The sequence below is a fragment of the Wolbachia endosymbiont of Frankliniella intonsa genome (genome assembly GCF_029856955.1).
GTDB lineage: Bacteria > Pseudomonadota > Alphaproteobacteria > Rickettsiales > Anaplasmataceae > Wolbachia.
Genome location: NZ_CP097148.1, coordinates 458,500 through 481,466 on the forward strand (window position 1 = coordinate 458,500; position 22,967 = coordinate 481,466).

21 protein-coding genes and 6 pseudogenes are annotated in these 22,967 nt (G+C 33.6%); 13 read left to right on the top strand and 14 right to left on the bottom strand.

Annotated features, from left to right (window positions below; translation table 11 throughout):
• Positions 1–69: 69 nt before the first annotated feature.
• The 4 genes and pseudogenes from M3L71_RS02560 to M3L71_RS02575 all read right to left on the bottom strand — a co-directional run bounded on the left by M3L71_RS02560 (position 70) and on the right by M3L71_RS02575 (position 2,877).
• A complete protein-coding gene (locus tag M3L71_RS02560; RefSeq protein ID WP_280143901.1) occupies positions 70–1,338 on the bottom strand; it encodes an RICIN domain-containing protein in 1,269 nt (422 codons plus the stop codon).
• Positions 1,302–1,874: an IS630 family transposase gene (locus tag M3L71_RS02565; protein ID WP_280143902.1), complete on the bottom strand. Its 573-nt coding sequence runs from the start codon at positions 1,872–1,874 to the stop codon at positions 1,302–1,304. The genes M3L71_RS02560 and M3L71_RS02565 overlap by 37 nt, the downstream gene beginning before the upstream one ends.
• Before the next feature lie 6 nt (positions 1,875–1,880).
• Positions 1,881–2,024, bottom strand: coding sequence for a hypothetical protein (locus M3L71_RS02570; protein ID WP_280143202.1), 144 nt, complete (start codon positions 2,022–2,024; stop codon positions 1,881–1,883).
• A pseudogene (locus M3L71_RS02575) lies at positions 2,021–2,877 on the bottom strand (IS630 family transposase). Before M3L71_RS02575 ends, M3L71_RS02570 begins: the two are co-directional and overlap by 4 nt.
• 62 nt (positions 2,878–2,939) lie before the next feature.
• Here M3L71_RS02575 and M3L71_RS02580 point away from each other — a divergent pair.
• A pseudogene (locus M3L71_RS02580) lies at positions 2,940–3,212 on the top strand (DDE-type integrase/transposase/recombinase); the annotation flags it as partial.
• A gap of 40 nt (positions 3,213–3,252) precedes the next feature.
• Here M3L71_RS02580 and M3L71_RS02585 read toward each other — a convergent pair.
• The 3 genes and pseudogenes from M3L71_RS02585 to M3L71_RS02595 form a co-directional block, all read right to left on the bottom strand.
• Positions 3,253–3,804, bottom strand: coding sequence for a helix-turn-helix domain-containing protein (locus M3L71_RS02585; protein ID WP_280143903.1), 552 nt, complete (start codon positions 3,802–3,804; stop codon positions 3,253–3,255).
• Positions 3,805–3,965: 161 nt separating this feature from the next.
• Positions 3,966–5,327: a hypothetical protein gene (locus M3L71_RS02590; protein ID WP_280143904.1), complete on the bottom strand. Its 1,362-nt coding sequence runs from the start codon at positions 5,325–5,327 to the stop codon at positions 3,966–3,968.
• 50 nt (positions 5,328–5,377) lie between these two features.
• Positions 5,378–7,348: pseudogene (locus tag M3L71_RS02595) on the bottom strand (TcdA/TcdB pore-forming domain-containing protein).
• On the opposite strand from M3L71_RS02595, the gene M3L71_RS02600 reads away from it, so the two are divergent.
• Both M3L71_RS02600 and M3L71_RS02605 read left to right on the top strand, forming a co-directional pair.
• Positions 7,266–7,613 (top strand): transposase, encoded by a 348-nt coding sequence (locus tag M3L71_RS02600; protein ID WP_264336399.1) that lies wholly within the window; start codon positions 7,266–7,268, stop codon positions 7,611–7,613. The pseudogene M3L71_RS02595 and the gene M3L71_RS02600 sit on opposite strands and share 83 nt — an antisense overlap.
• A gap of 28 nt (positions 7,614–7,641) precedes the next feature.
• Positions 7,642–8,181, top strand: coding sequence for an IS630 family transposase (locus M3L71_RS02605; RefSeq protein ID WP_280144105.1), 540 nt, complete (start codon positions 7,642–7,644; stop codon positions 8,179–8,181).
• Here M3L71_RS02605 and M3L71_RS02610 read toward each other — a convergent pair.
• Positions 8,158–8,538 carry an IS630 transposase-related protein gene (locus M3L71_RS02610; protein WP_280143614.1) on the bottom strand — a complete coding sequence of 127 codons (381 nt, stop codon included), beginning with the start codon at positions 8,536–8,538 and terminating at the stop codon, positions 8,158–8,160. The two genes, M3L71_RS02605 and M3L71_RS02610, sit on opposite strands and share 24 nt — an antisense overlap.
• A gap of 222 nt (positions 8,539–8,760) precedes the next feature.
• On the opposite strand from M3L71_RS02610, the pseudogene M3L71_RS02615 reads away from it, so the two are divergent.
• Positions 8,761–10,040, top strand: a pseudogene (locus M3L71_RS02615) (IS4 family transposase).
• Between the two features lie 339 nt (positions 10,041–10,379).
• On the top strand, positions 10,380–12,176 hold the full coding sequence (gene lepA / locus M3L71_RS02620; RefSeq protein ID WP_280143905.1) for a translation elongation factor 4: 1,797 nt from the start codon (positions 10,380–10,382) through the stop codon (positions 12,174–12,176).
• A 239-nt stretch (positions 12,177–12,415) separates the two neighbouring features.
• Here the strand turns inward: lepA and M3L71_RS02625 are convergent, their stop codons facing one another.
• Both M3L71_RS02625 and M3L71_RS02630 read right to left on the bottom strand, forming a co-directional pair.
• Entirely contained in the window at positions 12,416–13,288 is an 873-nt protein-coding gene (locus M3L71_RS02625) for a hypothetical protein (protein ID WP_280143906.1), read from the bottom strand.
• 94 nt (positions 13,289–13,382) lie between these two features.
• Positions 13,383–13,754 (bottom strand): glutaredoxin, encoded by a 372-nt coding sequence (locus M3L71_RS02630; RefSeq protein ID WP_280143907.1) that lies wholly within the window; start codon positions 13,752–13,754, stop codon positions 13,383–13,385.
• 68 nt (positions 13,755–13,822) lie between these two features.
• On the opposite strand from M3L71_RS02630, the gene ribF reads away from it, so the two are divergent.
• The 4 genes and pseudogenes from ribF (at position 13,823) to M3L71_RS02650 (ending at position 17,869) form a co-directional block, all read left to right on the top strand.
• Positions 13,823–14,755 carry a riboflavin biosynthesis protein RibF gene (ribF, locus tag M3L71_RS02635; protein ID WP_280143908.1) on the top strand — a complete coding sequence of 311 codons (933 nt, stop codon included), beginning with the start codon at positions 13,823–13,825 and terminating at the stop codon, positions 14,753–14,755.
• Complete coding sequence (gene lspA / locus M3L71_RS02640; protein ID WP_349292706.1) at positions 14,752–15,228, top strand: signal peptidase II; 477 nt, start codon at positions 14,752–14,754, stop codon at positions 15,226–15,228. The genes ribF and lspA overlap by 4 nt, the downstream gene beginning before the upstream one ends.
• Positions 15,229–15,232: 4 nt before the next feature.
• Positions 15,233–16,561: pseudogene (locus M3L71_RS02645) on the top strand (M16 family metallopeptidase).
• Positions 16,548–17,869, top strand: a pseudogene (locus M3L71_RS02650) (M16 family metallopeptidase). The pseudogenes M3L71_RS02645 and M3L71_RS02650 overlap by 14 nt, the downstream one beginning before the upstream one ends.
• On the opposite strand, the gene purN reads toward M3L71_RS02650, so the two are convergent.
• Positions 17,863–18,429: a phosphoribosylglycinamide formyltransferase gene (gene purN / locus M3L71_RS02655; protein ID WP_280143909.1), complete on the bottom strand. Its 567-nt coding sequence runs from the start codon at positions 18,427–18,429 to the stop codon at positions 17,863–17,865. The pseudogene M3L71_RS02650 and the gene purN overlap by 7 nt on opposite strands.
• Positions 18,430–18,695: 266 nt before the next feature.
• Here purN and M3L71_RS02660 point away from each other — a divergent pair, with 266 nt between their 5' ends.
• Positions 18,696–19,112 (top strand): hypothetical protein, encoded by a 417-nt coding sequence (locus M3L71_RS02660; protein ID WP_280143910.1) that lies wholly within the window; start codon positions 18,696–18,698, stop codon positions 19,110–19,112.
• On the opposite strand, the gene M3L71_RS02665 is transcribed toward M3L71_RS02660, so the two are convergent.
• The gene (locus tag M3L71_RS02665; protein ID WP_280143911.1) at positions 19,105–19,626 is read right to left on the bottom strand and encodes a Na+/H+ antiporter subunit E; all 522 of its coding nucleotides are present in this window, start codon (positions 19,624–19,626) and stop codon (positions 19,105–19,107) included. The two genes, M3L71_RS02660 and M3L71_RS02665, sit on opposite strands and share 8 nt — an antisense overlap.
• Before the next feature lie 103 nt (positions 19,627–19,729).
• Between M3L71_RS02665 and M3L71_RS02670 the strand changes: the two genes are divergently transcribed.
• The 3 genes from M3L71_RS02670 to lgt all read left to right on the top strand — a co-directional run bounded on the left by M3L71_RS02670 (position 19,730) and on the right by lgt (position 21,878).
• Positions 19,730–20,542 carry an ankyrin repeat domain-containing protein gene (locus M3L71_RS02670; protein WP_280144107.1) on the top strand — a complete coding sequence of 271 codons (813 nt, stop codon included), beginning with the start codon at positions 19,730–19,732 and terminating at the stop codon, positions 20,540–20,542.
• Positions 20,543–20,630: 88 nt separating this feature from the next.
• Positions 20,631–21,080: an SsrA-binding protein SmpB gene (gene smpB / locus M3L71_RS02675; RefSeq protein ID WP_015587785.1), complete on the top strand. Its 450-nt coding sequence runs from the start codon at positions 20,631–20,633 to the stop codon at positions 21,078–21,080.
• A gap of 6 nt (positions 21,081–21,086) precedes the next feature.
• Positions 21,087–21,878, top strand: a complete 792-nt coding sequence (gene lgt, locus M3L71_RS02680) for a prolipoprotein diacylglyceryl transferase (protein ID WP_280143912.1) — start codon at positions 21,087–21,089, stop codon at positions 21,876–21,878.
• Between the two features lie 135 nt (positions 21,879–22,013).
• Here lgt and M3L71_RS02685 read toward each other — a convergent pair whose 3' ends face one another.
• Both M3L71_RS02685 and M3L71_RS02690 read right to left on the bottom strand, forming a co-directional pair.
• Complete coding sequence (locus tag M3L71_RS02685) at positions 22,014–22,598, bottom strand: IS630 family transposase (RefSeq protein ID WP_349292728.1); 585 nt, start codon at positions 22,596–22,598, stop codon at positions 22,014–22,016.
• Positions 22,577–22,954, bottom strand: coding sequence for an IS630 transposase-related protein (locus M3L71_RS02690; protein WP_280143223.1), 378 nt, complete (start codon positions 22,952–22,954; stop codon positions 22,577–22,579). The genes M3L71_RS02685 and M3L71_RS02690 overlap by 22 nt, the downstream gene beginning before the upstream one ends.
• Positions 22,955–22,967: the final 13 nt, after the last annotated feature.

Sequence of the window (22,967 nt, forward strand, 5' to 3'; positions counted from 1 at the left end):
AATTTTGCCACCTTCACTTTAAATTTTCCACAACTTGGCATATTATAGCTCCACTTCTTATATTATAACCTACCTATTGAGATTACCTCCAAGCTTGGTTACTCCTATCTCAGAAAGACAAGTTGATACTTTATCCTTTGGCAAGACATTTGTACAAAAGCACTTCTTGGACTTTTCTAAAACATTATCTAACCCAACATTACCACTAAATTCAACTCCTCTTTCCAAGCTTGCTATTATTTTTGGATATGCATCTTTAAGTTCAACATGTATTCTAGCTTGTTCTTTTGATTCTAGGTTTCTTATTTTATCTTCTACAAATGAATTAAATTTTTTAAGAGCAAATTCAACTGCAACTCTGCTGCTTGGCACAACTTCTACTCCTTTACTCATTAAACCTTGATACCGCCTACTTGGAGTATTATCTAATGCATCGGCAACACAACTCGCAAGAGCAATATTTTCATTATTTAGGAATTTATTCCAACCAACAGATGATGTACTTTGTGGTATGTTTTTATTATCACTTTTTACATTATTCTTGTCTGCAATGTTGTATTGAGAGGGTAATGCAGGAATTATAGAGAAAGTGCTGGCTGCTAATTTTTTCGCCCAAGAAATACAATTATTTATCCATGAAGATGGTCTTGTACCACTACTTGCTGTTATCTCAGGTTGATCACTTGAATCTATAGCAAGAGGTTTTCTTGACATATGATGATGATTGTGATCTCCATGGTGATGACGGCGTTTACGTTGTGCAGGTTTTTCTCTTTCTTCATTATCTTTAGTATTAGCTACTTGACTTACAAACTTCCCAACTCTAGTTCGATTAGAGCCATCTAGTAAGTGATTATCTAACCTTCCTGGTAACGCTAAGAGCTGAGAATCACTTGACTTGTTTCTAGCCCTTACCTTTATAGCTTCTAGGGAATCAGAACCTGCTTTACCATCTAATTCTTGTATATCACGTTTCTTGTGAATAGATTCACAATTTTCAATTTCCCAAGTACCTTGTCTAATATACCCTCCTGGAATCCAAGTAAATACTCTTCTTCTATTATCATCATATTTACCGTAATCAGCAGCGTATAAATATTCATTAAATTCAACATTCATCATATAAACGTTACCGCTGTTAGGAAAATATTCAATCCTCCATAGACTTTGTTCATCTTTTCCTCCTGGAATCCAAGTAAATGCTTTTCGCCTATCCTTATCAAAATTGAAATCATCAATAGCAGCATATAAATATTCATTAAATTCAACATTCATTATAGAATAACCATCACCATAAGGCTCTATCTTCCATTTAAATTTGCCATCCTTTTTATCCACTGGAATCCAAGTAAACACTCTTCTTCTCTCGTCATCATAATTAAAATCACTACTATAGTATTTTCTAAAATGAATGGATAAATTTCCATTATGGTATTACCAACCAAAAGTTGTAAGTCTGTACATTTATACATTAGAGGTCTGAGGCGGCTTTTGATGGTATGCCAACAGTGTTCTATGGGATTCAAATCTGGTGAATATGTTGGAAGATACAGCACATGAAAGCCAAAAGACTCTATTAATGATTTTGTTTTAGTGGTCTTATGAAATGTAGCATTATCCATAACTATGGTTGTGCCAAGTGGCAATTTAGGTAATAACATCTTCTCCAACAATATATTGAATACCTCTTTTTCACACCCACCTTTGAAAGTCATTGGTGCAATAAATCTCATTCCAATCCACCCGGCTACTATACTGATTCTCTCTCGAGTTCTCCCTGGAACATCTGCATAAATTTTCTTTCCTCTTGGAGCACGTCCATATTCTCGGTATAACTTATTATCAACTCCTGCTTCATCTATATATAATACCAAAATCCATTACTGACGGAACAAATAAGAAACATTACAAACTCGTTTAATAGTAGTACTGGAAATATTGACAATAAAATTACACAAAACATCTTCAAGTAAACCTATGGTATCGTAGATATAGCTCTTTTCATAATAGTCCGGAAAGTTCATAGAAAAGCAGAATCAACAGCATGACGAAAAGATGTGAATAGAGGGATGTTTTTCCTAGCTCTATTTTTTATAGCAAACCAATGATGCTCAATTTTATTGAAATCTGGGGAATACGTAGGAAGATACAAAATTTCAGCACCAACTTCTTTAGCAAGTTCAGTAATCTTATTAGACTTATGAAAAGTAGCATTATCAAGGATAACAGTTTGTCCAGGTTCCAAAATAGGTGTCAAAAACTGCTCAAACCATTTATTAAAGATATCCATATTACAATGGCCCTCAAATGTTAACGGAACAACTATTTTTCTACTATTTAGAGCTGCAATCATGCTAATTCGTTGAGTTTTCTTTCCAGATTTTAGGGCATAAAATCGCTGTCCTTTCTGAGAATATCGATAGGGATAGTCTTCGGTATTATCAATACCAGATTCATCTATATATACTAAGTTTTGAGGTTCTTTCGTTGCTATAATTTTCAAAAATTCAGCACGTTTTCTTCATTCCTTTCTTTGTATCCATATGTCTTTTTTGCGTGTGAGTCCAATTTTTTAAGAGCTAGATGAATCGTTGGGATACTAACATTACTCCAAAGCTTAGCCATTTCCGATAGAGTTTTTCCACCATGTTTTTGGCAAATTCAGTAAATTTATTCCAGTCGGTAATTTTATGATTATAACCTCCATTTCCAAGTTTTTTCGACTGAAAATCTCCTGTTTCTTTTTTTTCTTTGCTGCCACTCCCATAATGTAGTTCTTCCAATTTTAAATCTTGCTGCTACCGTTTCTCTGCTTTCCCCTTCGTCTAGTACCTCCATTGCTTTTTTTCTTAAATCATAACTATATGCTGCTGGCATACTTACCTTCACTACTATAAACTCTTATTTTAAACCGTTTGGACCATTATGAAAAGAGCTATAATACTGCTGCTCTTGATGATTTGAATACAGAAATTTCTGAAGATTGTAGAATCATGGTTTTTCAAATAAAATATCTAAATAATATTGTCGAACAAGATCATAGATTTATCAAAAAACGAATAAAGCCAATGCTTGGTTTTAAGAGCTTCCACTCCGAAAAGATTACCATTACCGGCATAGAAAATATTCGTATGATTCAAAAAAGACAAATTATCGGGGCTAATGATAATGTTTCTACTTTTGAGAATTTTGCTATGCTAATTGCTCTATAACTCCCATAATCACAGTTTAACGATCTTCTTGTACCACAATTTATAGATGCGACAGAACCAATGGAGCCCTTTCCCTTAATTGTTTTAGGAAATCCAGAGTATTTTTTGAAGTACGCCTTGAGTATAATGCGATAACTTTATAACGCGTACAATCATCTATAGCAGTATATTGATAAAGCCCCGAAGATATTTTGCAAACATCCATTTGTACACGCTCTCCTGGCACTTTGCAGTTATAACGCTTAATCTGCTTGCGATAGTGGCGCTTAATACGTAAAAGACTTACATCGTGTTTCTTCAAAACTTTGTGTATAGTAGCCAATGCAAAAGAGATATCATGTAAACGCTTTAATTCAGCTTGAATACGTCTTGCTCCTAATTTTCTAGCTTTTCTCAGATGAAGAATGAGCTGTTCATTTGACTTGTTGATTTTTTGTAAGGGTAAAGTTTTAGTCCTGCTACTAAGGTTTGACAATCCCTGTTCACCTAGCTTTTCATAACGTTTGTACCATTTTCGTAAGGTAAAGCGTAAAATGTTATAGTGTTGACATACTTTGCCTGCATGACCTAATTTTTGTATAATTCTATCCAATTCAGACGCAACTTAACTTTGGTATCCATTTACTGATTGCCTCTTGTTGATGAATTTATTCATATTATTTTAATAAGGTATTTAAACTATCACAAGTCAAAGTTTTTATTTTATCTTACATTTTTGCTGTAATAACCTCTATGAATCACACATATAAAGAGCTATTGAGCATAGAAAAGATCGCTATAGTCATGCGTTGTAGTACTATCTAAGGTGTCATAGTTGCTGTCAGATAGGTAGGGATTAACAAATTCTTCATCAACCAAGAGCTGGTCTTTGCTTACTGTCAGCTCTAGGTAATTATTGCTGCTATCTAATTCTGTCAGCAAATGATTCAGAGGTAATTGTGTATCACAGACCTTCAGGATGATTTCTCCCTGCACGGCCTGATCAATATTAGATATTAATATATCAGTATTGAATGAGTCACAATGTAGGATAATATCTTTATCACTACGCTGTAACGAAAAAGTAGATTCACTTTCAAGATCAAGATCAATAGTACCTTGATCATTTATCACTATTTGTTGGTAATGTTTCAGCAGTGAGCTGTTAAGCAGATAATGATGTTGCCCCGATAACTTATTGGATATTATAAGGTTACTTGCTTCTTGTAATTGTGGTAAGCTAAGCGGAGTAATTTCACTTACTTCCAGTATTAGATGATCTTGCTCTAGGTGTACAAAACTGTAGTTTCCAACAACAACTGATTGATCACTATTTACCGACCAGAGTTTTCCGGTATTTTTATCATGAATGTACCAACTTTCTAGTCCAACAACTTTACCTAGGTAGTGCAGAAAATGCTCAGCTTCAAGGCCATTTGCGCAGATAATCTTTTTTTCTTCTGTTATATACCAAGAGGCAGGCTCTTGATTTGATTTAGCAAGCAACCTAACTGATGGCGGTAACTCATAATCATCAGTTAATGTTTGAAGCTCTGAAAGAATTTGTGTTGGCTCATGCTCTTTGACATGAAAAGCAATTAGTGTTGGTTTGTCAGTAAGATCAGAATTCATTGGCAGTTGTAATATTGCTCCACTCAAGGTTTCTATGCGCAGGTTAGTACCATCACGTACAACATTTGCATACTTTTGCTCTGGATGAAACAGTTCAGCAGAGTCTCCTAGTACTGTAAGCATTAGTTTTTCATCGAATACAAGATTTTTGTTATTTGCAAGAGGTTGAAGGTATACCCTTTGATCGTTATCATCAAAAATCCACGCTTGTTTCTCATCATTGTCTAGTCCAAGATAGACTAGGTTATGTTCTGCATTGAGATTAGATCCGCCTTGTATAACCAGATCAGCAACACTGTCATACCATGCGTTAACCGGATTTCCATCACTGTCTTGCATTCCAAGTAGCAGTAGGTTGTTAAATTTACTTGTGGTATCATGGGCTAATTGGCCAAGATCTTTGATTAAATTTTGTCTATGATAACTGAGCCAATCTGCATTAACGCTAGCTAGCTTTGCAGTTCCTTGATCATCTAGCGACCACAGAGCACCTTCATATGTCAATGCAAAGTGACTTTGATTATGAGAAAAGATAGACTTAACATTATTAACATCTACTTTTGTTGCCTGTGTACCTGATAGGCCGTTGTCCTTCTGAAAATAAATACTATGTTCTTTGTTGCTGTAAAAAAATAGCCTTCATGCTCACTGACAAAAACCAGTGCTAAATCTTTTGGTTCTGCATTAGCCTTAACAAAATCCTTTATGCCATATTCATCAAAAAATAACCACTTATTATCAGAGATTTTGACCACATCTTCAGGAGTAGCTTTAACCTGATGATCAGAAGAAATAAGATTTTTTTCTGTAAGCCACTGATCGTAATCAGAGGTAGGCATGATAAATATGCTAGATAGCTCTTCTTCGTTGCTATTTTCTAATCTAGCAATCAAAGCAGTATCACCATCAATAGCAACAAGTTTGAACGCTTCATCCTCAATATGATAAGTGTATTTAAAATTGTTATCATCCAATTTATGCTTAATAACCATATAGAGCTGATTGTCGTGCTGCAAGACACTACTGCTGATAAACTCCATATCAACATTATTAAGTGGCAAGTACTGCTTTAGTACTTTTCCTGTTGCTATTTCTACTTGCCAAAGTTCAGTGTTACGATAAAACCAGGCTTTATTCCCTTCAACTTTTGCTAACACTACCGAGCTCAAAAATTCACTTTCCTCAGGCTTATTGGTATAAATAAAACGATCTGCACTTACCTCATAGAAAGCACGTCCTACATTAACACCTTCAACAGATTGATAATTGTCTACTGCTACAAATGAATTGTGATTGTCTGAATGCGAGTATAACTTAAGATGCTCATGTAACGCTTTCCAGTCAGTAAATTTTTTGTCATCAACTTCCAGTAGTATTTTTTCCTTATTCTCTCTGTCGATAGCAAACATATCATTATTGCTATCTACTATAGAAATATTACCACAGGATTAATCAGGTAGTATTATTCGTATATCACCAATTTTCAACAGATTTTTGTCGATACCAATTTCAGTAGAAGCAAGCTGCCGCGCATCCAATATCCAATTGGTATTTGAGTTATTCGACTGTAAAGATAAGGATACTCCATCCTGCAAACTTACTCTGTACTCACCTCCATTTCCACACAACTGATAAGAAAGTTTTCCCTTAATGTGCTGAGGGAGCTGAGGAATTAAAATCTCTCGATTCTGCTCATCTAAAATGACCTTAATAGACGTTTCCATGTACTCTGGTCTAAGTTTACAAATAACGCGTTCACTAGGGAAAGTATAAAAATCAAAATCAAACCTTCCATCTTCTTCCAAGCGCCTAATTACATCAAACCCTCTGTCATGGCGTTCAAGGACAAAAGGCAATATATTATACTCATAATTGAAATAAGACTTAGGTGTTGTTGGTAATATCAGTGTTGTGTTATCATAATTAAAGCTGGCCTTTGTAGCAGGGTAACCAATGCCTTCTCTAATATTAATTGCTTGAGCCTTATCACGTATAATATCTGGCATACCCCAGCGAAAATTATTGCCTGAACCCTCAAAATTATGATGTGTACGATAAATATACTGACTATCAAAAGACAGCTGTTTATTTGGCAAGTCTAGTATTGTGATCACTGCGCCAGGTATCGGCTCTATAACATCATATGTAGTACTATCTTTCATTGTTTTTGTTGTGTGCCTGTATCCACTTTGAGAATATGCAGCATCAAGATCTGCAAAATGGTTGCCTACTGCTTGAGCACTCATTGCTACTTCACTAAATGCTTCTGCCAGTGATGTTATCCCTATTCCAAGGCCTCCAAGTATAATTCCTCCAGCACCTGCAAAAGCTCCTATTGTAGCAGACTCTGCAACTGAGGCACCAATGCCAACGATACTTGTTACCAAACTATAGTATTTCCCAAAGCAAATGATAAAGGTATAACAAAGTATTTGAGTTATAATGGCATATAGTGTGGATTTAAGGGAAAAGGCAGTATTGATGATAGAAAAAGGGAAGACAAAGGTTGAGATAGCAGAGCTCATGGAGATAGGAATAGCAACTCTGTACCGCTGGTTAAAAAAGAAAGCTGCTGGTGAAAGCTTAAAGCCATCTAAAAACGGTAGCTTTATTCGAAAAATAGACCCAAAAATACTCGAAGAATATGTTACAAAGAATCCAGATCATACTCTGGCAGAGATGAAACAAAATCTTGGATTTGGAATAAATTCAATTTGGTATAGACTAAAACAGCTAAAAATTACTTTAAAAAAAAGTCACACTATATCAAGAGCGCAATCAAGAAGATAGGCAGCAATTTATTGATAAAATCTCAAAAATAGAACATTCCAGCATCTTATATATAGATGAAGCAGGAGTTGATAATAAGTTATACCGAGAATATGGACGTGCTCCAAGAGGAAAGAAAATTTATGCAGATATTCCAGGGAGAACTCGAGAGAGAATCAGTATAGTAGCCGGGTGGATTGGAATGAGATTTATTGCACCAATGACTTTCAAAGGTGGGTGTGAAAAAGAGGTATTCAATATATTGTTGGAGAAGATGTTATTACCTAAATTGCCACTTGGCACAACCATAGTTATGGATAATGCTACATTTCATAAGACCACTAAAACAAAATCATTAATAGAGTCTTTTGGCTTTCATGTGCTGTATCTTCCAACATATTCACCAGATTTGAATCCCATAGAACACTGTTGGCATACCATCAAAAGCCGCCTCAGACCTCTAATGTATAAATGTACAGACTTACAACTTTTGGTTGGTAATACCATAATGGAAATTTATCCATTCATTTTAGAAAATACTATATATATAAGATGCTGGAATGTTCTATTTTTGAGATTTTATCAATAAATTGCTGCCTATCTTCTTGATTGCGCTCTTGATATAGTGTGACTTTTTTTTTAAAGTAATTTTTAGCTGTTTTAGTCTATACCAAATTGAATTTATTCCAAATCCAAGATTTTGTTTCATCTCTGCCAGAGTATGATCTGGATTCTTTGTAACATATTCTTCGAGTATTTTTGGGTCTATTTTTCGAATAAAGCTACCGTTTTTAGATGGCTTTAAGCTTTCACCAGCAGCTTTCTTTTTTAACCAGCGGTACAGAGTTGCTATTCCTATCTCCATGAGCTCTGCTATCTCAACCTTTGTCTTCCCTTTTTCTATCATCAATACTGCCTTTTCCCTTAAATCCACACTATATGCCATTATAACTCAAATACTTTGTTATACCTTTATCATTTGCTTTGGGAAATACTATATATGCCATTATAACTCAAATACTTTATTATACCTTTATCATTTACTTTAGGAAATACTATAGCAAACTCACTGCCATTAAGTTAAGGGAAAGTGATGGACTGTATTGTAAAATCAGGTAAGATCCACAAATTAAAAGAAGTAATGACATGAGTAAAAAAAAGAATAATCATGTTTATAAAAAATAAATTGATGAGTTTAAACTTTATAAACGCACACAGAGCATCCTCAAAAGACTTCTCACGAAAAAGAAATCTGCCCTTCATTAGTGTATTTCTCCTGATTTTTAGAAAGAGTGTAAAGTCATTACAAGTAATGCTTAATGAGTTTGTTCTGCATACAAGAAAAGATTACACAATTACGGCAAGTGCATTTACTCAAGCAAGAAAGAAGCTAAAGCATACTGCGTTTTCAGAGTTAAATGATGATATAGTTTCCCTATACTAACAAGATCAGGAATTTAAAACCCACCATGGCTTCAGAGTACTTGCATTTGATGCTTCAATACTGATTCTGCCAAAGAGCGACAAAATAATAGGCGAGTTTGGCTCAAGAGCAGTATGAAATCGAATCCAGAGATTTGAAGACTATACAAGTGCAACCTTTGAAGTTTGCTACGATGTGCCAAATAATATTGCAATAAAATCTGTGCTAAGTAGAGGTGACAGCTATGAGGTTGATTTAGCGATCGGTATGCTTGAATCCATAAAATCAGACGATTTGTTAATCTGTGATAGAGGATACGTATCTTATCGATTTCTTGCTGAGCTTACAGGAAGGAAAATCAATTATATAATTCGCTGTTCAAGTTCGTCTTTCAATGAAATAAACGCTATGTTTAAGCCGGAAAGCCCATCTAGTACGGTGGTAGTGTCTACCGCACCTATTAAAGTAGCAAGACAGCTACGAAAGCTAGGATTACCTGATGAGATGAAATTCAGGTTAGTCAAAATAATACTTTCTTCTGGAGAAGTTGAAGTATTAGTAACATCTCTGTTAGATGAGAAACGTTTTACAGTTGAAGAGTTTGAGAGATTATATTACTTGCGCTGGGGAGTAGAAACATTTTTTTCTAGGCTGAAGGGAAGATTAAATTTAGAGAATTTCACAGGAAAAAGTATTGAAACTATCAAGCAGGATTTTTGGTCAACTATCTTCATCAGTAATCTAGAAAGTATCATGATAGAAGATGATGAAGAGACATTGAGCTCACAGAATAGTAAACTAAAAAAAAAAGCATCAATAAATCTGTCTCATTTAATGCGATTAAAAACTTATCCTTTGATATTTTTTCTACAGAGTCAGACATAGACTGCATTATGTATCGACTATCACAGTTATTTTTGATGAACACTTTAGTGGTAAGAAAAGGGAGAAGAGTTGATCGTCATAAGATATCTGATATTCGTTCACTCAACTACCAGAAAAGAGCTAGAAAACATGTGTTTTAAATTCAAGATATCTTTTCAGTATCATTGTATTAGTACATTCTTTGCAAAATAACCTGCAATTATTACTTTTTTAAATAACTTGCACTTTTCAGACTCCCTTTTCTTAAAAATTCACCCTAGTATTTACCATAATTATCAATCACTTCAAATTTTTTGTCCAATCTTAACTTCTCTTTCCCTTAACTTAATGGCAGTGGTAGCAAACTGAGTCAACCATCAACTACTGAATACTTCCGACCAGTACAGACGCCAGCTTAATGTTTTCAGCAAAAAGGAAGATAAGTAATTGCTCTTGTAATACTTAAAATGTAAAATAGATCTACTTAAATAAGTAGATCTATGAACAATATAAGAAATTTTGCAATAATAGCACATATAGATCATGGGAAGTCAACTCTTGCTGATCGTTTGATAGAAGAATGTAACGGTCTTGAGACAAGGGAAATGACCAATCAGGTACTTGACTCAATGGATATAGAGCGTGAACGCGGAATCACAATCAAAGCACAAACGGTAAGACTCAATTACACTGCAAATAATGGTAATAAATATTGCCTCAACCTCATGGACACACCAGGTCATGTTGACTTTTCATATGAAGTCAGCCGAAGCTTAGCTGCATGTGAAGGCTCACTTTTGGTGGTGGACAGCAGCCAAGGAGTTGAAGCTCAGACTCTGGCAAATGTGTACAAGGCAATTGACAATAATCATGAGATAATAGTTGTGCTCAATAAAGTTGACCTTCCTGCTGCAGATCCAGAAAAGGTAAAGCTTCAGATTGAAGAAGTAATTGGTATTGATGCAAGTGAGTCAATTTTGATATCGGCAAAAACTGGTCTTGGGATAAAGGATGTACTTGAAGCTATAGTGACAAAACTTCCCGCTCCTCAAGGTGATACAAATGCTCCACTGCAAGCAATTTTAGTTGATAGTTGGTATGATCCTTACCTAGGAGTAGTAATTTTAGTGCGAGTTAAAAATGGAGTACTAAAAAAAGGCATGAGAATCGTTATGATGTCTAATAATGCTACATATCAGGTCGATAATATCGGTATTTTCACTCCTAAAAAAGTTATGACTGGTGAACTTTCAGAAGGTGAAGTTGGTTTTATAACTTCTTCAATGAAAGAAGTAGCAGACTGCAAAGTAGGAGACACTATTACTGAAGAGAAAAGGCCGTGCAGCAAGGCATTACCTGGCTTTAAAGAAGTACATCCTGTAGTATTTTGCAGTATTTTTCCCAATAACACAGATGATTTTAAATATTTAAGGGAAGCACTAGAAAAATTACATTTAAATGATGCTAGTTTTACATTTGATGCTGAAACGTCAAATGCCCTAGGTTATGGATTTCGTTTCGGTTTCTTAGGAATGCTACATCTTGAAGTCATTCAAGAAAGACTCGAAAGAGAATTTGATTTAGATCTAACAGCAACTGCACCGAGTGTTATATATAAAGTTGCAACACAAAATGGTAAAGTTTTAAATATCCATAACCCAAGCGATATGCCAGACCCTACAAAAATTGAAATAGTGGAAGAACCGTGGATCACTGCAACTATAATGGTACCTGATCAATATTTAGGAGAGATTCTATCTCTGTGTGAAGAGAGGAGAGGAGAACAGCAGGATTTATCTTATGTTGGTAATACGACAACAGCACTACTGAAGTATAAATTACCGCTGTCTGAGGTTGTTTTTGATTTTTACGATAGACTAAAATCAATTTCCAAGGGATATGCAAGTTTAGATTGGGAAATATCAGATTATCAGGAAAGTCAGATAGATAAATTAAGTTTTTTAGTTAATGGAGAACCTGTGGATGCGTTAGCCTGCATTGTTCATAAAAGCAGGGCAGAAAAAAGAGGCCGTGAAATATGTGCACGTTTGAAAGACTTGATACCACGCCAGCAATATAAAATCGCGATTCAAGCGGCAGTAGGCGGAAAAATTATTGCTAGAGAAACGATTAACCCGTATAGAAAAGATGTAACAGCCAAGCTCTATGGTGGAGACGTCACACGAAGGATGAAGCTGCTTGAAAAGCAGAAGAAAGGTAAGAAAAGATTGCATTCTGTAGGAAACATAAACATCCCACAAAATGCTTTTATTGAGGCTTTGAAAATAAATGATTAATATATATCCAAAAACATAAATTTAAAGAACTAAGTGATATTTTCTCAATAAATTTACTGACATTGATATGGGTAAATTTGAAATAGCTATGTGAATTTGTAAAACACTATATAAGATACCATACAACGAAATCATCCCAGTGTTAAACGCTGGGATGACAGAGAGCAGCTCAATTGCTCCACTCAATCAGTAAAAATCAGATATATGTAGACATTGGCTAAAACCATTCAAACAACATTTTAGTGAAACTTAACAAGCTTATCTATAGTTTTAGTGATGATTCTTGGAGTATTTGGAGAGACTTCTGAGCCCAGTCTATTTAACCGCCCTATAGCAAACCCGCTGTTCTCATTTATTATGAAATCACATAAAATATTTTCTATATCTTTAATAACACTTTCATGCTTTCTCAGAGGATGGTTATTCGGATATCTATGAATGGTTTTGATGCTAGAATACTCAACGAAAGCTTGATCTTTAAAAGCAAGTTGTCTCAATTTCTCTTTTAATTTTTCTTCTTCATCTCTTGCTAAAAGGCAAGACTTTATCAGTGATTTTATAATCGAGTTTATAGCCTGATGTATTTCAGAATGCACTATAACTTTGATGATATTTTCTTCCACTATGCAATCATAAGTGCTTTTTTCGCTCTTTAATGACTCTATAAGCATTTTGCTATTTTGCGAATTCAATTCCAGATTCTCTTCACTTATAGGAGTCATTATAAAGGTATTCTTATTTACCCTGATGTAAAATTGTGGCAACCATTTAGAACAGGCAAATGCTACATCCTTAGACTCAAGTGCGTGATTGTATGAAGAAGAAAGGGTGCTTGCTATAACCCTACTTGGTACTTTCATTCCATGATTACTTAGGTGATTTAACACATTCTCAACATCATGATATGTAAAACCTGTATATTTTATCAATTCAACAACTTCTATGCAATTGTGTTGTTTATACTCTATTGTCACTTCTTCTGTAAAAAGAGTTTTAGCTGCTATATGCTTATCAAGCACTGTGAAAATCTTGATGAAACTCTCTAAATCTTGTTTGTTAATTAATTCAATACTAATTAAGTTTTTGCTAACAATTATAATATTTTTTATCATTTTTCCCACTAAAAAAACTCACTAGATGAATTGTATTTTTAATTCATTAAAAATTGTTTAAAGTGGGTATGCCAGCAACAGTAAGACAAAAAAATCACATAAAATCTTCATTATGTATTATATTACATCCCTCGTGTTCATCACTGCCGCTTGTGTAAGCTGTTGCATCAATGCTATCTTCATTGTTATTTAACATATTATCCAACTTTCCTTCTTTTTCAAGATCCATCAATTTGTCACATCCAGCAATATGATGTACACAATCACCATTTTCATCAGTAATAAAAATTTGTGGAACTGTCCTGACGTTATATTTTGATTTTATACCGTCAAACAAATCCGAGTTTCTAAGTACATCAATTTCTTCGTATTTCACACCTTTTTCATCCAATAACTCTTTTGCTTTCTTGCAGAATGGGCAGTACTTCTTCACATATATTACAACTTTTCCTTTAGTGTTTTTCACGATTTATCTCCATAGTCTATAAAATACAACTATTATATATAAAAAATATATATAAAATATCAAATTGTATGAAAATTATTTACAACTGTGAGCAAGGGATAAAAGATAATGTGGCACTAACTTTCGGAAATTTCGATGGCGTTCATTTAGGACATAAGTTTGCAATTTCCAATCTAAAGAATGTAGCACAAGAAAGAGGATTACCCTCTGCAGTTTTAACTTTTGAGCCTCACCCATCAACTGTTTTATTTAGTAGGAACAATTTTAGGTTAATAGATCAAGAACAAAAAAAGGAACTAATCAGCAGCTATGGTATAGATTACTTGTATATTATTAATTTTAGTAGAGGTTTTTCTGAGGTTAGCTGCGATGACTTTATTGGTAAGATTTTGGTAAAGAAGTATGGTGCTAAACATATAACTGTTGGAGAAAGTTGTACTTTTGGTCACAAACGATTGGGTAACATATTAACTCTAGAAAAATATTCTCAGATGTATGAATATTCTTTAACTAAATTAGAGCCATTGATAATCGATAGAAAAATTTGCTCTTCTTCCTCAATCAGGGAGTGTTTACAAAAAGGAGAAATAGAAATTGCTAATAAATTGCTTGGTAGGTCTTATCAAGTTTCTGGTATTGTAACAAAAGGTGCATGTAGAGGTAGAGAAATAGGGTTTCCAACCATAAACATTCCGATAGAAGATTACATGATAAAACCTAAGTTTGGTACATATTACGCCAAAGTTGCATTTTCTGAAAATAGTTCAAGTTGGCTATATGGAGTAGTCAACATTGGTATGAGACCTACATTTAAGGACTTAAAAAAACCTATAGTAGAAATGCATATATTTGACTTCAACGAAAATGTATACAATTTTAAGGTTGATATACAACTTTTAAAATTTATTAGGGCAGAAAAAAAATTCCATAGTATTAAAGAGTTAACAAAACAGATAGATCGTGATATAATGAATGCTTACCGGTTAAAGATAAATTTATGAAAATGATATGTTTAGTTATTATATTGATTATAGTATCATTCGATCAAACAAGTAAATTGTATATAAACTCTTTGATTGATGAGGGGGAGTCAATCGAGATTACTAGTTTTATGAAATTAGTTGAAGTTTGGAATTCAGGAATTAGCTTTGGAATTTGTAGTACTCTGCCGCATGGCAGCTTCTTTTTTTCAGCATGTTCAATATTAATAATTGGTATACTTGCATACTTGATATATAAATCTAATGATAAGTCAATTTACCTTAGTTTTTCTCTGATGATTGGTGGAGCGATCGGAAATGTAATTGATAGAATCTATTGGGGAGCTGTATATGACTTCATATATTTTCATATCAATGATTGGTATTGGCCAGCCTTTAATTTAGCAGATCTATCTATAGTTTGTGGAATGTGTACATTGTTATATAAGTGGTATATATATGATAGGTCTATCTCTAAGCAAAATGAGGAATGAAATAATGCTTCGCAAATTCTTTAGTTTTTTTATACTATCTGTGTTTTTTTTCATTTGTCCGATTTCTTTGGAAGCTGAAATCATAAAGCATGCTAAGCTCAGTAACGGATTGGATGTTTATGTAGTACCTAATCACCGAATTCCAGCTGTTTTTCATGCAATAATATATAAAGTTGGGGGAATGGATGACCCAATTGGCAAAGCAGGCTTGGCTCACTACTTTGAACACTTAATGTTTGAAACTACAGGAAAATTTAAAGACATAGAATCCACTTTTGGCAGCATTGGGGCCCAATTTAATGCTTTTACCACTAAAGAATACACCTGCTACTACTAATTAGTTCTCAAAAAAGATTTACCACTAGCAATGGAAATTGAAGCAGATAGAATGGGCAATTTTGATGTTACTCAAGACAAAATAGATAGAGAAAAAAATATCGTATTAGAAGAAAGAAAGATGAGATTTGATAATAATCCTGAAGCTTTACTATGGGAGGAAATGAACAGTGCATTTTATCGTAATGGCTATGGTAGGTCTGTTATTGGTTGGCAGAGCGATATTAAAACTTACAATCAAGATGACATAACAAGGTTTCATGATAACTATTATCATCCAGGTAATGCTATACTGCTCGTTGTTGGTGATGTAGAATTTGAAGAAGTAGCGGGATTAGCAAAGGAAAAATATGGTGCAATTAAAGCTGAGCCTGTAGTTAAGCATTATCCGAACCAAGATTCAATACATAATGCAGATATATCGGTAATTTTAGAAAGCACTGAAGTAAAAGAGCCAGTTTTATACTTTCGCTATAGTGTTCCTTTATTTGAGCAAATAAGTGAAACTTTTCCTGTTGATTTGGCAGTTGATGTTTTGGGGAATGGCAAGTCTAGTAAGCTATATAAAGATTTAGTTCTAGATAAGAATGTAGCAGTAGAAGTGTTTGCTTATTATAATAGCTTAGCTTTTAGTAATGGTTACATTGAGATTCGGGTAACTCCAAAAAGCGGGGTGAATTTGGATGCTGTTGCAAGAGAGTTAGAAAATTCTATTAATCACTTTAACTCTGAAGGAATAACAAGTGAAGAGTTGCAAAGTACAAAGTCTAAATACAAAGCAGCACAGCTTGATAATCTATCTGATTTAACTAATATAGCAATGTTTTATATACCACGTCTAGCACTAGGTATTCCACTTGATGAAATAGACATTTCATATAGCAAAATTAATGATGTCAATCTAGAGGATGTAAATAATAAAGTTCACGCTATCTTTTCTACTAATAAATTAGTTGGTCGTTTGCTACCAAAAGGAGGTAATAATGAAGATAAGTAAATATGTATTTCTATTTTTTTCTGTCTAGGCTTTAATTTGCAAGCAAGCAGTCACTTAAATATAGAGGAGGTTACTACTAATAAAGGATTTAAGTTTTTATTTGTTGAAAACCATGATCTACCAAAAGTTTCACTTAATATATCATTCAAAGATGCAGGTTGTGTGTATGAAAGTGCAGAAAAGCAGGGGCTTGCTTGTTTTACTTCTCTTGTAATTCAAGAAGGAGCAGGAAAAAATGATGCCAAAGATTTTGCGAAAAAGCTTGAGGATAAAGGAATTAGTTTAAATTTTACTGCTGGTTTAGAAGCATTTAGGGTTTCATTAAACACTTTATCTGAGAATCTAGAGGATGCAATTTCACTACTGAGTGATGCTATAATGCGCCCTAAAGTTGATCCTGAGGGGTTAAATAGAGTATTCGAAAAAGTCAAAGTAAACTTTAATAATTTTGAAAAAGACCCTTATTTTATTGATGCAAAAGAGTTAGATACATTGTTGTTCAAAAAACATCCTTACTCAAGAGATCCATATGGAACTCTAGACACTATAATGAACATTACTAGAGACGATGTTTTAACATACATAAAGCGTAGTTTTACTAAGGATAATATCGTTATTAGTATTGTTGGTTGTGCAACAAAAGAAGAAGTTAGTACTCTGCTCGATAAATATTTATCTAAGTTACCATCAAAAAGATCGAAAGTTAGGAAGGTATCTGTAAAAAATGAATTTGGGCCTGCAGAAAGTAAGAGCGTTTTTATGGATATACCACAGAGTGTAATATTTTTTGCTCAAAAAGGCATAGCATATGAAGACCCTAATTACTATAATGCTAGTGTTTTGATTAATGCGCTTGGTGGTATGAGTCTAAACTCAATACTGATGAAAGAGTTGAGACAAAATCTAGGTATTACTTATGGTATTAGTGCACGTAATGTTACCAATAAACATGGAAATGTTATATTTGGGTTTATGAGCACCGATAGCTCTACTGTTAGCAAATCTATATCAGCAGTAAAAGATACATTTAGCAGAATAAAAAAGGAAGGAATTGACGAACAATTATTCAAGGATGCAAAAACCAGTTTAGTAAATAACCTTATCTTCTCTTTTCTATCCAATAATGCGAATACAGCAACGTTGCTAGATAGTATGCAGATAGAGGATCGTGATGTTAACAGTATAAATAATTATAAGAATACCATTAATAATATTAAATTAGAGGAAGTAAACAAATTGGCACATTCTTTACTAAATCCTGAAAATTTATTCTTTGTTGAAGTTGGAAGAAACGCTCAAGGTCAATAATTAATACTTTCTGCTATTGATTTTACTGCTTCCACATAACACTTGTGCTCTTCAGCTAGAATGCGCTCTGAGAGACTGTGAACATCATCATTTGGTAATACTGGAACAGTAGCTTGAGCGATTATGGCTCCAGCATCAATTTCAGTAGTAACATAATGCACAGTACATCCTGTAATTTTTACACCCGCTTTCAGAGCTTGCTCCTGAGCATTTAGGCCCTTAAATGACGGAAGTAAAGAGGGATGAATATTTATAACTTTGTTATGCCATTTATTCAGGAAATTGGCCTTTATAATTCTCATAAACCCTGCAAGGCAAATTAAATCAACCTTATGTTGAACAAGTATTTCATGAATTTTATCAGTATCAAGTGGCTTATCTTCAACAACAAACGCTGAAACTCCTGCTTGCTTTGCTATTTTAAGGCCTCCAGCTTCACTATTATTTGTGATAACACACACAGTTTCAGCAGGGAAATTCTGATCTTGACATGCTTCTATTAAAGCCTGCATGTTTGATCCTCTACCTGAAATTATTATTCCGAGTTTTATCTTTTTCATTTTAGTGCAGCCGTAAGAATGGATATTAATAAAATAGCTCAAAAGGAAAGTTTATTTTAGAATAAATACTATTGTGTAGCAATATTTTACACTGCTGGATAATATGGAATTAAAGAAATCATTCAGTTTGAAGTAACTTTAACATTTAATTTTAGGAATATTATACAATTTATGGTAAATAAATGCATATTTTTATGGCTGCGTTATTATTTATTTAACAAAGTATTAGTATAATTTACTACACTGAATTAAATGGAGAAAATTCAATGAATAAATTACCAAGCAATGCAAAAACAAGCAAGTCTCAGGTTACTCAGTGGGAGCTAATAAAAAATTGTGAATATTCTGATAATTGTTTATCAAAAGTAGTAACTTTATACGTCATTAAAATGGCAGAATTATCAGATATTTATACGAGTAATGAACCTGAAATTAATACTATACTTACAAGAATAAGCATAACAAGTGAAAATGCATTTTTAAATAAGGTTGTTGATATTGAAATTATGGAGGGCATTTTTCCGTACAAATTCAACAGCAAGAAGAAAAATAACATATCAAGGCTAGAAGATTTGTACAATTATTTATGTTCTACTGTTATTGATAGCCTTCCAAAAGAAATGCTTGAAAGCCTAAGAAGAGAATACAGAGACGCTGTTAACTTATTTAAAGCAATTACTTAACTAGGTGTAGCATTTTTAAGACTTTACCTTCTATTTCAGAAATGCCACTTTCAAGATCTTTATCTATCAAGCATATGGTAGATAAATATGTTTTCTGCTTCTTTTCAACATTGATAGTTAAAGTTCCAGGAGTAATCGTAACCGAGTTAGCAAATAATGCAATGGTCTTATCATTATGTCCTGTGCATTCTCTTACAATAACAATTGGCTCAACTGTAGATTTGAATCGTAGCACCTTTTTTGTTACATAAATACTTGAAAAAATAATTTGGTAAATTAGCCAAGGTATATAACTTATAAGCTGATAAAGTGACAGCCTACCACTATCATTTAGAATTTGACTAAGGGCACTTTCAGCATCAATTAACCTTTTAAAGATAATCAATGTGAACACAGAAGAAAATACTCCACAGAGAATAAAAAAAGGCTCAAAATAACCAGACAATGTAATCCATAGAGAAGACAAAATCACAAATGATAGAGAAAAAAACTTAATATTTTGCCTGACTTTCATGATTTGGAGTATAACTTAAATGATTTTTTAGGAAAATAAAAAGTTCTTGATTTTTGTGTCAAAAAACATAATAACCAAGTTATTTTAATAAGTAGTGGAGATTATGACGCTTGATGATTTTCTAAAAATGCTTGAAGAAATAAATGATACTTCAGGTTTAAGCAAGAACAACATAGTTGAACGAATAAAAATGAAATTAGAAAGAATTGATTTACGGAGTTGGAAAGATAGTGGATTTAATATCAATCATATATTCACTACACATAGTGATCTAGATCCTGTAGAAACTACATTGTTGCATTTTGCTGCTAAGAGTGGCTATGAGAATGTAGTAAGAGCTCTAATTGCATGTGAAGCAGATGTTAACGCACGGGATTGGGATCGGTGCACTCCTTTACATTTTGCTGCTGAATGGAACCACAAAGGCATATTAGATATTTTAATTGAAAGTGAAGCAAATGTTAATGCGTGCGACAATGATGGATATACTCCCTTACACTTTGCTGCTGAAGGTGGCAATGAAAGTGCAGTAGGAGCTCTAATTGCATCTGAAGCAAATGTTAACGCGCAGAACAATGATGGACACACTCCTCTACATTTTGCTACTAAGAGTGGCTATGAGAACATAGTAATAGCTCTAATTGAACATGGAGCATGTGTTAATGTGTGGGATAGTTGTGGACGCACTCCTTTGCATTTTGCTAGCGATCATGAAAGTATAAGAGATATTTTAATTCAAAGTGTGGCATATGTTAGTAAACAGAACAATAATAGATATGCTCCTTTACACTTTGCTATTGAATGGGGCTGCAAAGATGTGATAAGTTCTTTGTCAGGTAATGCTAGTCCTAGGGCTGAAATGGCAGTAGGAAGAGTGGAACAAATTACAATTGCAGAAAGATTGAAGTTTTTTTAATCACACTTGTATTTACTGAGATAATTGTTTTGTTATGAATTAAACCAAAAGTTCTGTAATATATTGAAGCTTAAAGATATCTTTAGATATGGAAGTTATTGCAGAAAATAGAAAAGCAAGGTTTGAATACTTTATCTTAGAAGAATTTGAAGCAGGTATGATCCTCTTAAGTAGTGAAGTGAAATCACTAAGGGAGAGAAAAGCAAATATTTCTGATGCTTACGTTACTGAAAAAAAAGGTGAAATATGGCTAAACAATATGCATATTGCAGAGTATAAAGCTGCGAACCAAAAGAATCACAAGCCGAAAAGAGAACGTAAATTGCTTTTGCATAAAAAAGAGATAAATAAGCTGATTGGTCAAATCAAAACCTCTGGAATAACTGTTGTGCCACTTTCTATCTATTTTAATGATAAAGGGTTGGCAAAAACTAAAATTGCTATTGTTAAAGGAAAAAAACTCTACGATAAGAGAGCAACCATAAAGCAGAGAGAGTGGGACCGTGAGAAAAGTAGATTGTCTAAGAATAATTTGTAGTAAAATATGTCTTTAAGTCCAATTATTTTTAGCATCGGTCCTGTTTCTATATATTGGTATTCTTTAGCATATGTTTTTGGTATAGTTTTTGCATATTGGTATTTACATAAGCTAGACAATCAAAAAATATTTACTAAGAATTTTTACGATTCGTTATTAACAACTACTATTATAGGCGTTATTCTTGGGGGCAGGCTTGGCTACGTGTTGATATATGATCCAGTTTTTTATATAAGCAGCCCTATTGAGATATTAAAGACCTGGGAAGGAGGAATGTCATTTCATGGTGGTGCTATAGGAGTTTTGCTTGCAGTAATAATCTCCTGTAGAAGACATAACATTCCTATATTTTACACACTGGATCTAATTTCTTGTGGAGTTCCGATAGGTTTGTTCCTAGGTCGCATAGGTAATTTTATAAATGGAGAGTTATTTGGCAGAGTTACAACTATGCAATGGGGTATGGTATTTCCAGAAAGTGGTGATAATTTATTGCGCCATCCAAGCCAACTTTATGAGGCATTTTTTGAAGGAGCGCTACTTTTCGTAGTTGTAAATTCACTATTTTTCTTGAACAAAATGAGATTGTATTATGGTGCAACAACTGGAGTTGCAGTTATGTTGTATGGAGTAGCACGTTTTATGGTTGAATTTTTCCGCGAGCCAGACTATCAAATTGGCTATTTATGGTTCAATTTAACTATGGGACAATTTCTTTCTATACCTATGATTTTGCTGGGAATCCTTATATATTTAGGTGCGTTGAACTTAAGATTTAACACGAAATCTGTTCAATAGAGAAAAGGTAAATTTAATAGAAAAATATAGTGGAAGTTTATTTATTCCATACTATGTACAATTATGTGAATTTTTTGTCTTGCAGAGAATAAATGTAAGACCAGCAAACCTTCGTTGTATAGCTATAAGAAAAACTTAGTAGCTACTGACCAAATTCATTACTAAGTAGATATTCATTTTCCACCAGAATATTCCTGATTGAGAAGCTATAGTATTTTCTAAAATGAATGGATAAATTTCCATTATGGTATTACCAACCAAAAGTTGTAAGTCTGTACATTTATACATTAGAGGTCTGAGGCGGCTTTTGATGGTATGCCAACAGTGTTCTATGGGATTCAAATCTGGTGAATATGTTGGAAGATACAGCACATGAAAGCCAAAAGACTCTATTAATGATTTTGTTTTAGTGGTCTTATGAAATGTAGCATTATCCATAACTATGGTTGTGCCAAGTGGCAATTTAGGTAATAACATCTTCTCCAACAATATATTGAATACCTCTTTTTCACACCCACCTTTGAAAGTCATTGGTGCAATAAATCTCATTCCAATCCACCCGGCTACTATACTGATTCTCTCTCGAGTTCTCCCTGGAATATCTGCATAAATTTTCTTTCCTCTTGGAGCACGTCCATATTCTCGGTATAACTTATTATCAACTCCTGCTTCATCTATATATAAGATGCTGGAATGTTCTATTTTTGAGATTTTATCAATAAATTGCTGCCTATCTTCTTGATTGCGCTCTTGATATAGTGTGACTTTTTTAAAGTAATTTTTAGCTGTTTTAGTCTATACCAAATTGAATTTATTCCAAATCCAAGATTTTGTTTCATCTCTGCCAGAGTATGATCTGGATTCTTTGTAACATATTCTTCGAGTATTTTTGGGTCTATTTTTCGAATAAAGCTACCGTTTTTAGATGGCTTTAAGCTTTCACCATCAGCTTTCTTTTTTAACCAGCGGTACAGAGTTGCTATTCCTATCTCCATGAGCTCTGCTATCTCAACCTTTGTCTTCCCTTTTTCTATCATCAATACTGCCTTTTCCCTTAAATCCACACTATATGCCATTATAACTCAAATA

Coding starts and splice junctions, on each gene's coding strand:
- M3L71_RS02570 (WP_280143202.1), bottom strand. CDS start 2,024: ATGAACTTTCCGGACTATTATGAAAAGAGCTATATCTACGATACCATA.
- M3L71_RS02600 (WP_264336399.1), top strand. CDS start 7,266: ATGGCATATAGTGTGGATTTAAGGGAAAAGGCAGTATTGATGATAGAA.
- M3L71_RS02610 (WP_280143614.1), bottom strand. CDS start 8,538: ATGGCATATAGTGTGGATTTAAGGGAAAAGGCAGTATTGATGATAGAA.
- lepA (WP_280143905.1), top strand. CDS start 10,380: ATGAACAATATAAGAAATTTTGCAATAATAGCACATATAGATCATGGG.
- M3L71_RS02625 (WP_280143906.1), bottom strand. CDS start 13,288: ATGATAAAAAATATTATAATTGTTAGCAAAAACTTAATTAGTATTGAA.
- ribF (WP_280143908.1), top strand. CDS start 13,823: ATGAAAATTATTTACAACTGTGAGCAAGGGATAAAAGATAATGTGGCA.
- lspA (WP_349292706.1), top strand. CDS start 14,752: ATGAAAATGATATGTTTAGTTATTATATTGATTATAGTATCATTCGAT.
- purN (WP_280143909.1), bottom strand. CDS start 18,429: ATGAAAAAGATAAAACTCGGAATAATAATTTCAGGTAGAGGATCAAAC.
- M3L71_RS02660 (WP_280143910.1), top strand. CDS start 18,696: ATGAATAAATTACCAAGCAATGCAAAAACAAGCAAGTCTCAGGTTACT.
- M3L71_RS02665 (WP_280143911.1), bottom strand. CDS start 19,626: ATGAAAGTCAGGCAAAATATTAAGTTTTTTTCTCTATCATTTGTGATT.
- M3L71_RS02670 (WP_280144107.1), top strand. CDS start 19,730: ATGACGCTTGATGATTTTCTAAAAATGCTTGAAGAAATAAATGATACT.
- smpB (WP_015587785.1), top strand. CDS start 20,631: ATGGAAGTTATTGCAGAAAATAGAAAAGCAAGGTTTGAATACTTTATC.
- lgt (WP_280143912.1), top strand. CDS start 21,087: ATGTCTTTAAGTCCAATTATTTTTAGCATCGGTCCTGTTTCTATATAT.
- M3L71_RS02690 (WP_280143223.1), bottom strand. CDS start 22,954: ATGGCATATAGTGTGGATTTAAGGGAAAAGGCAGTATTGATGATAGAA.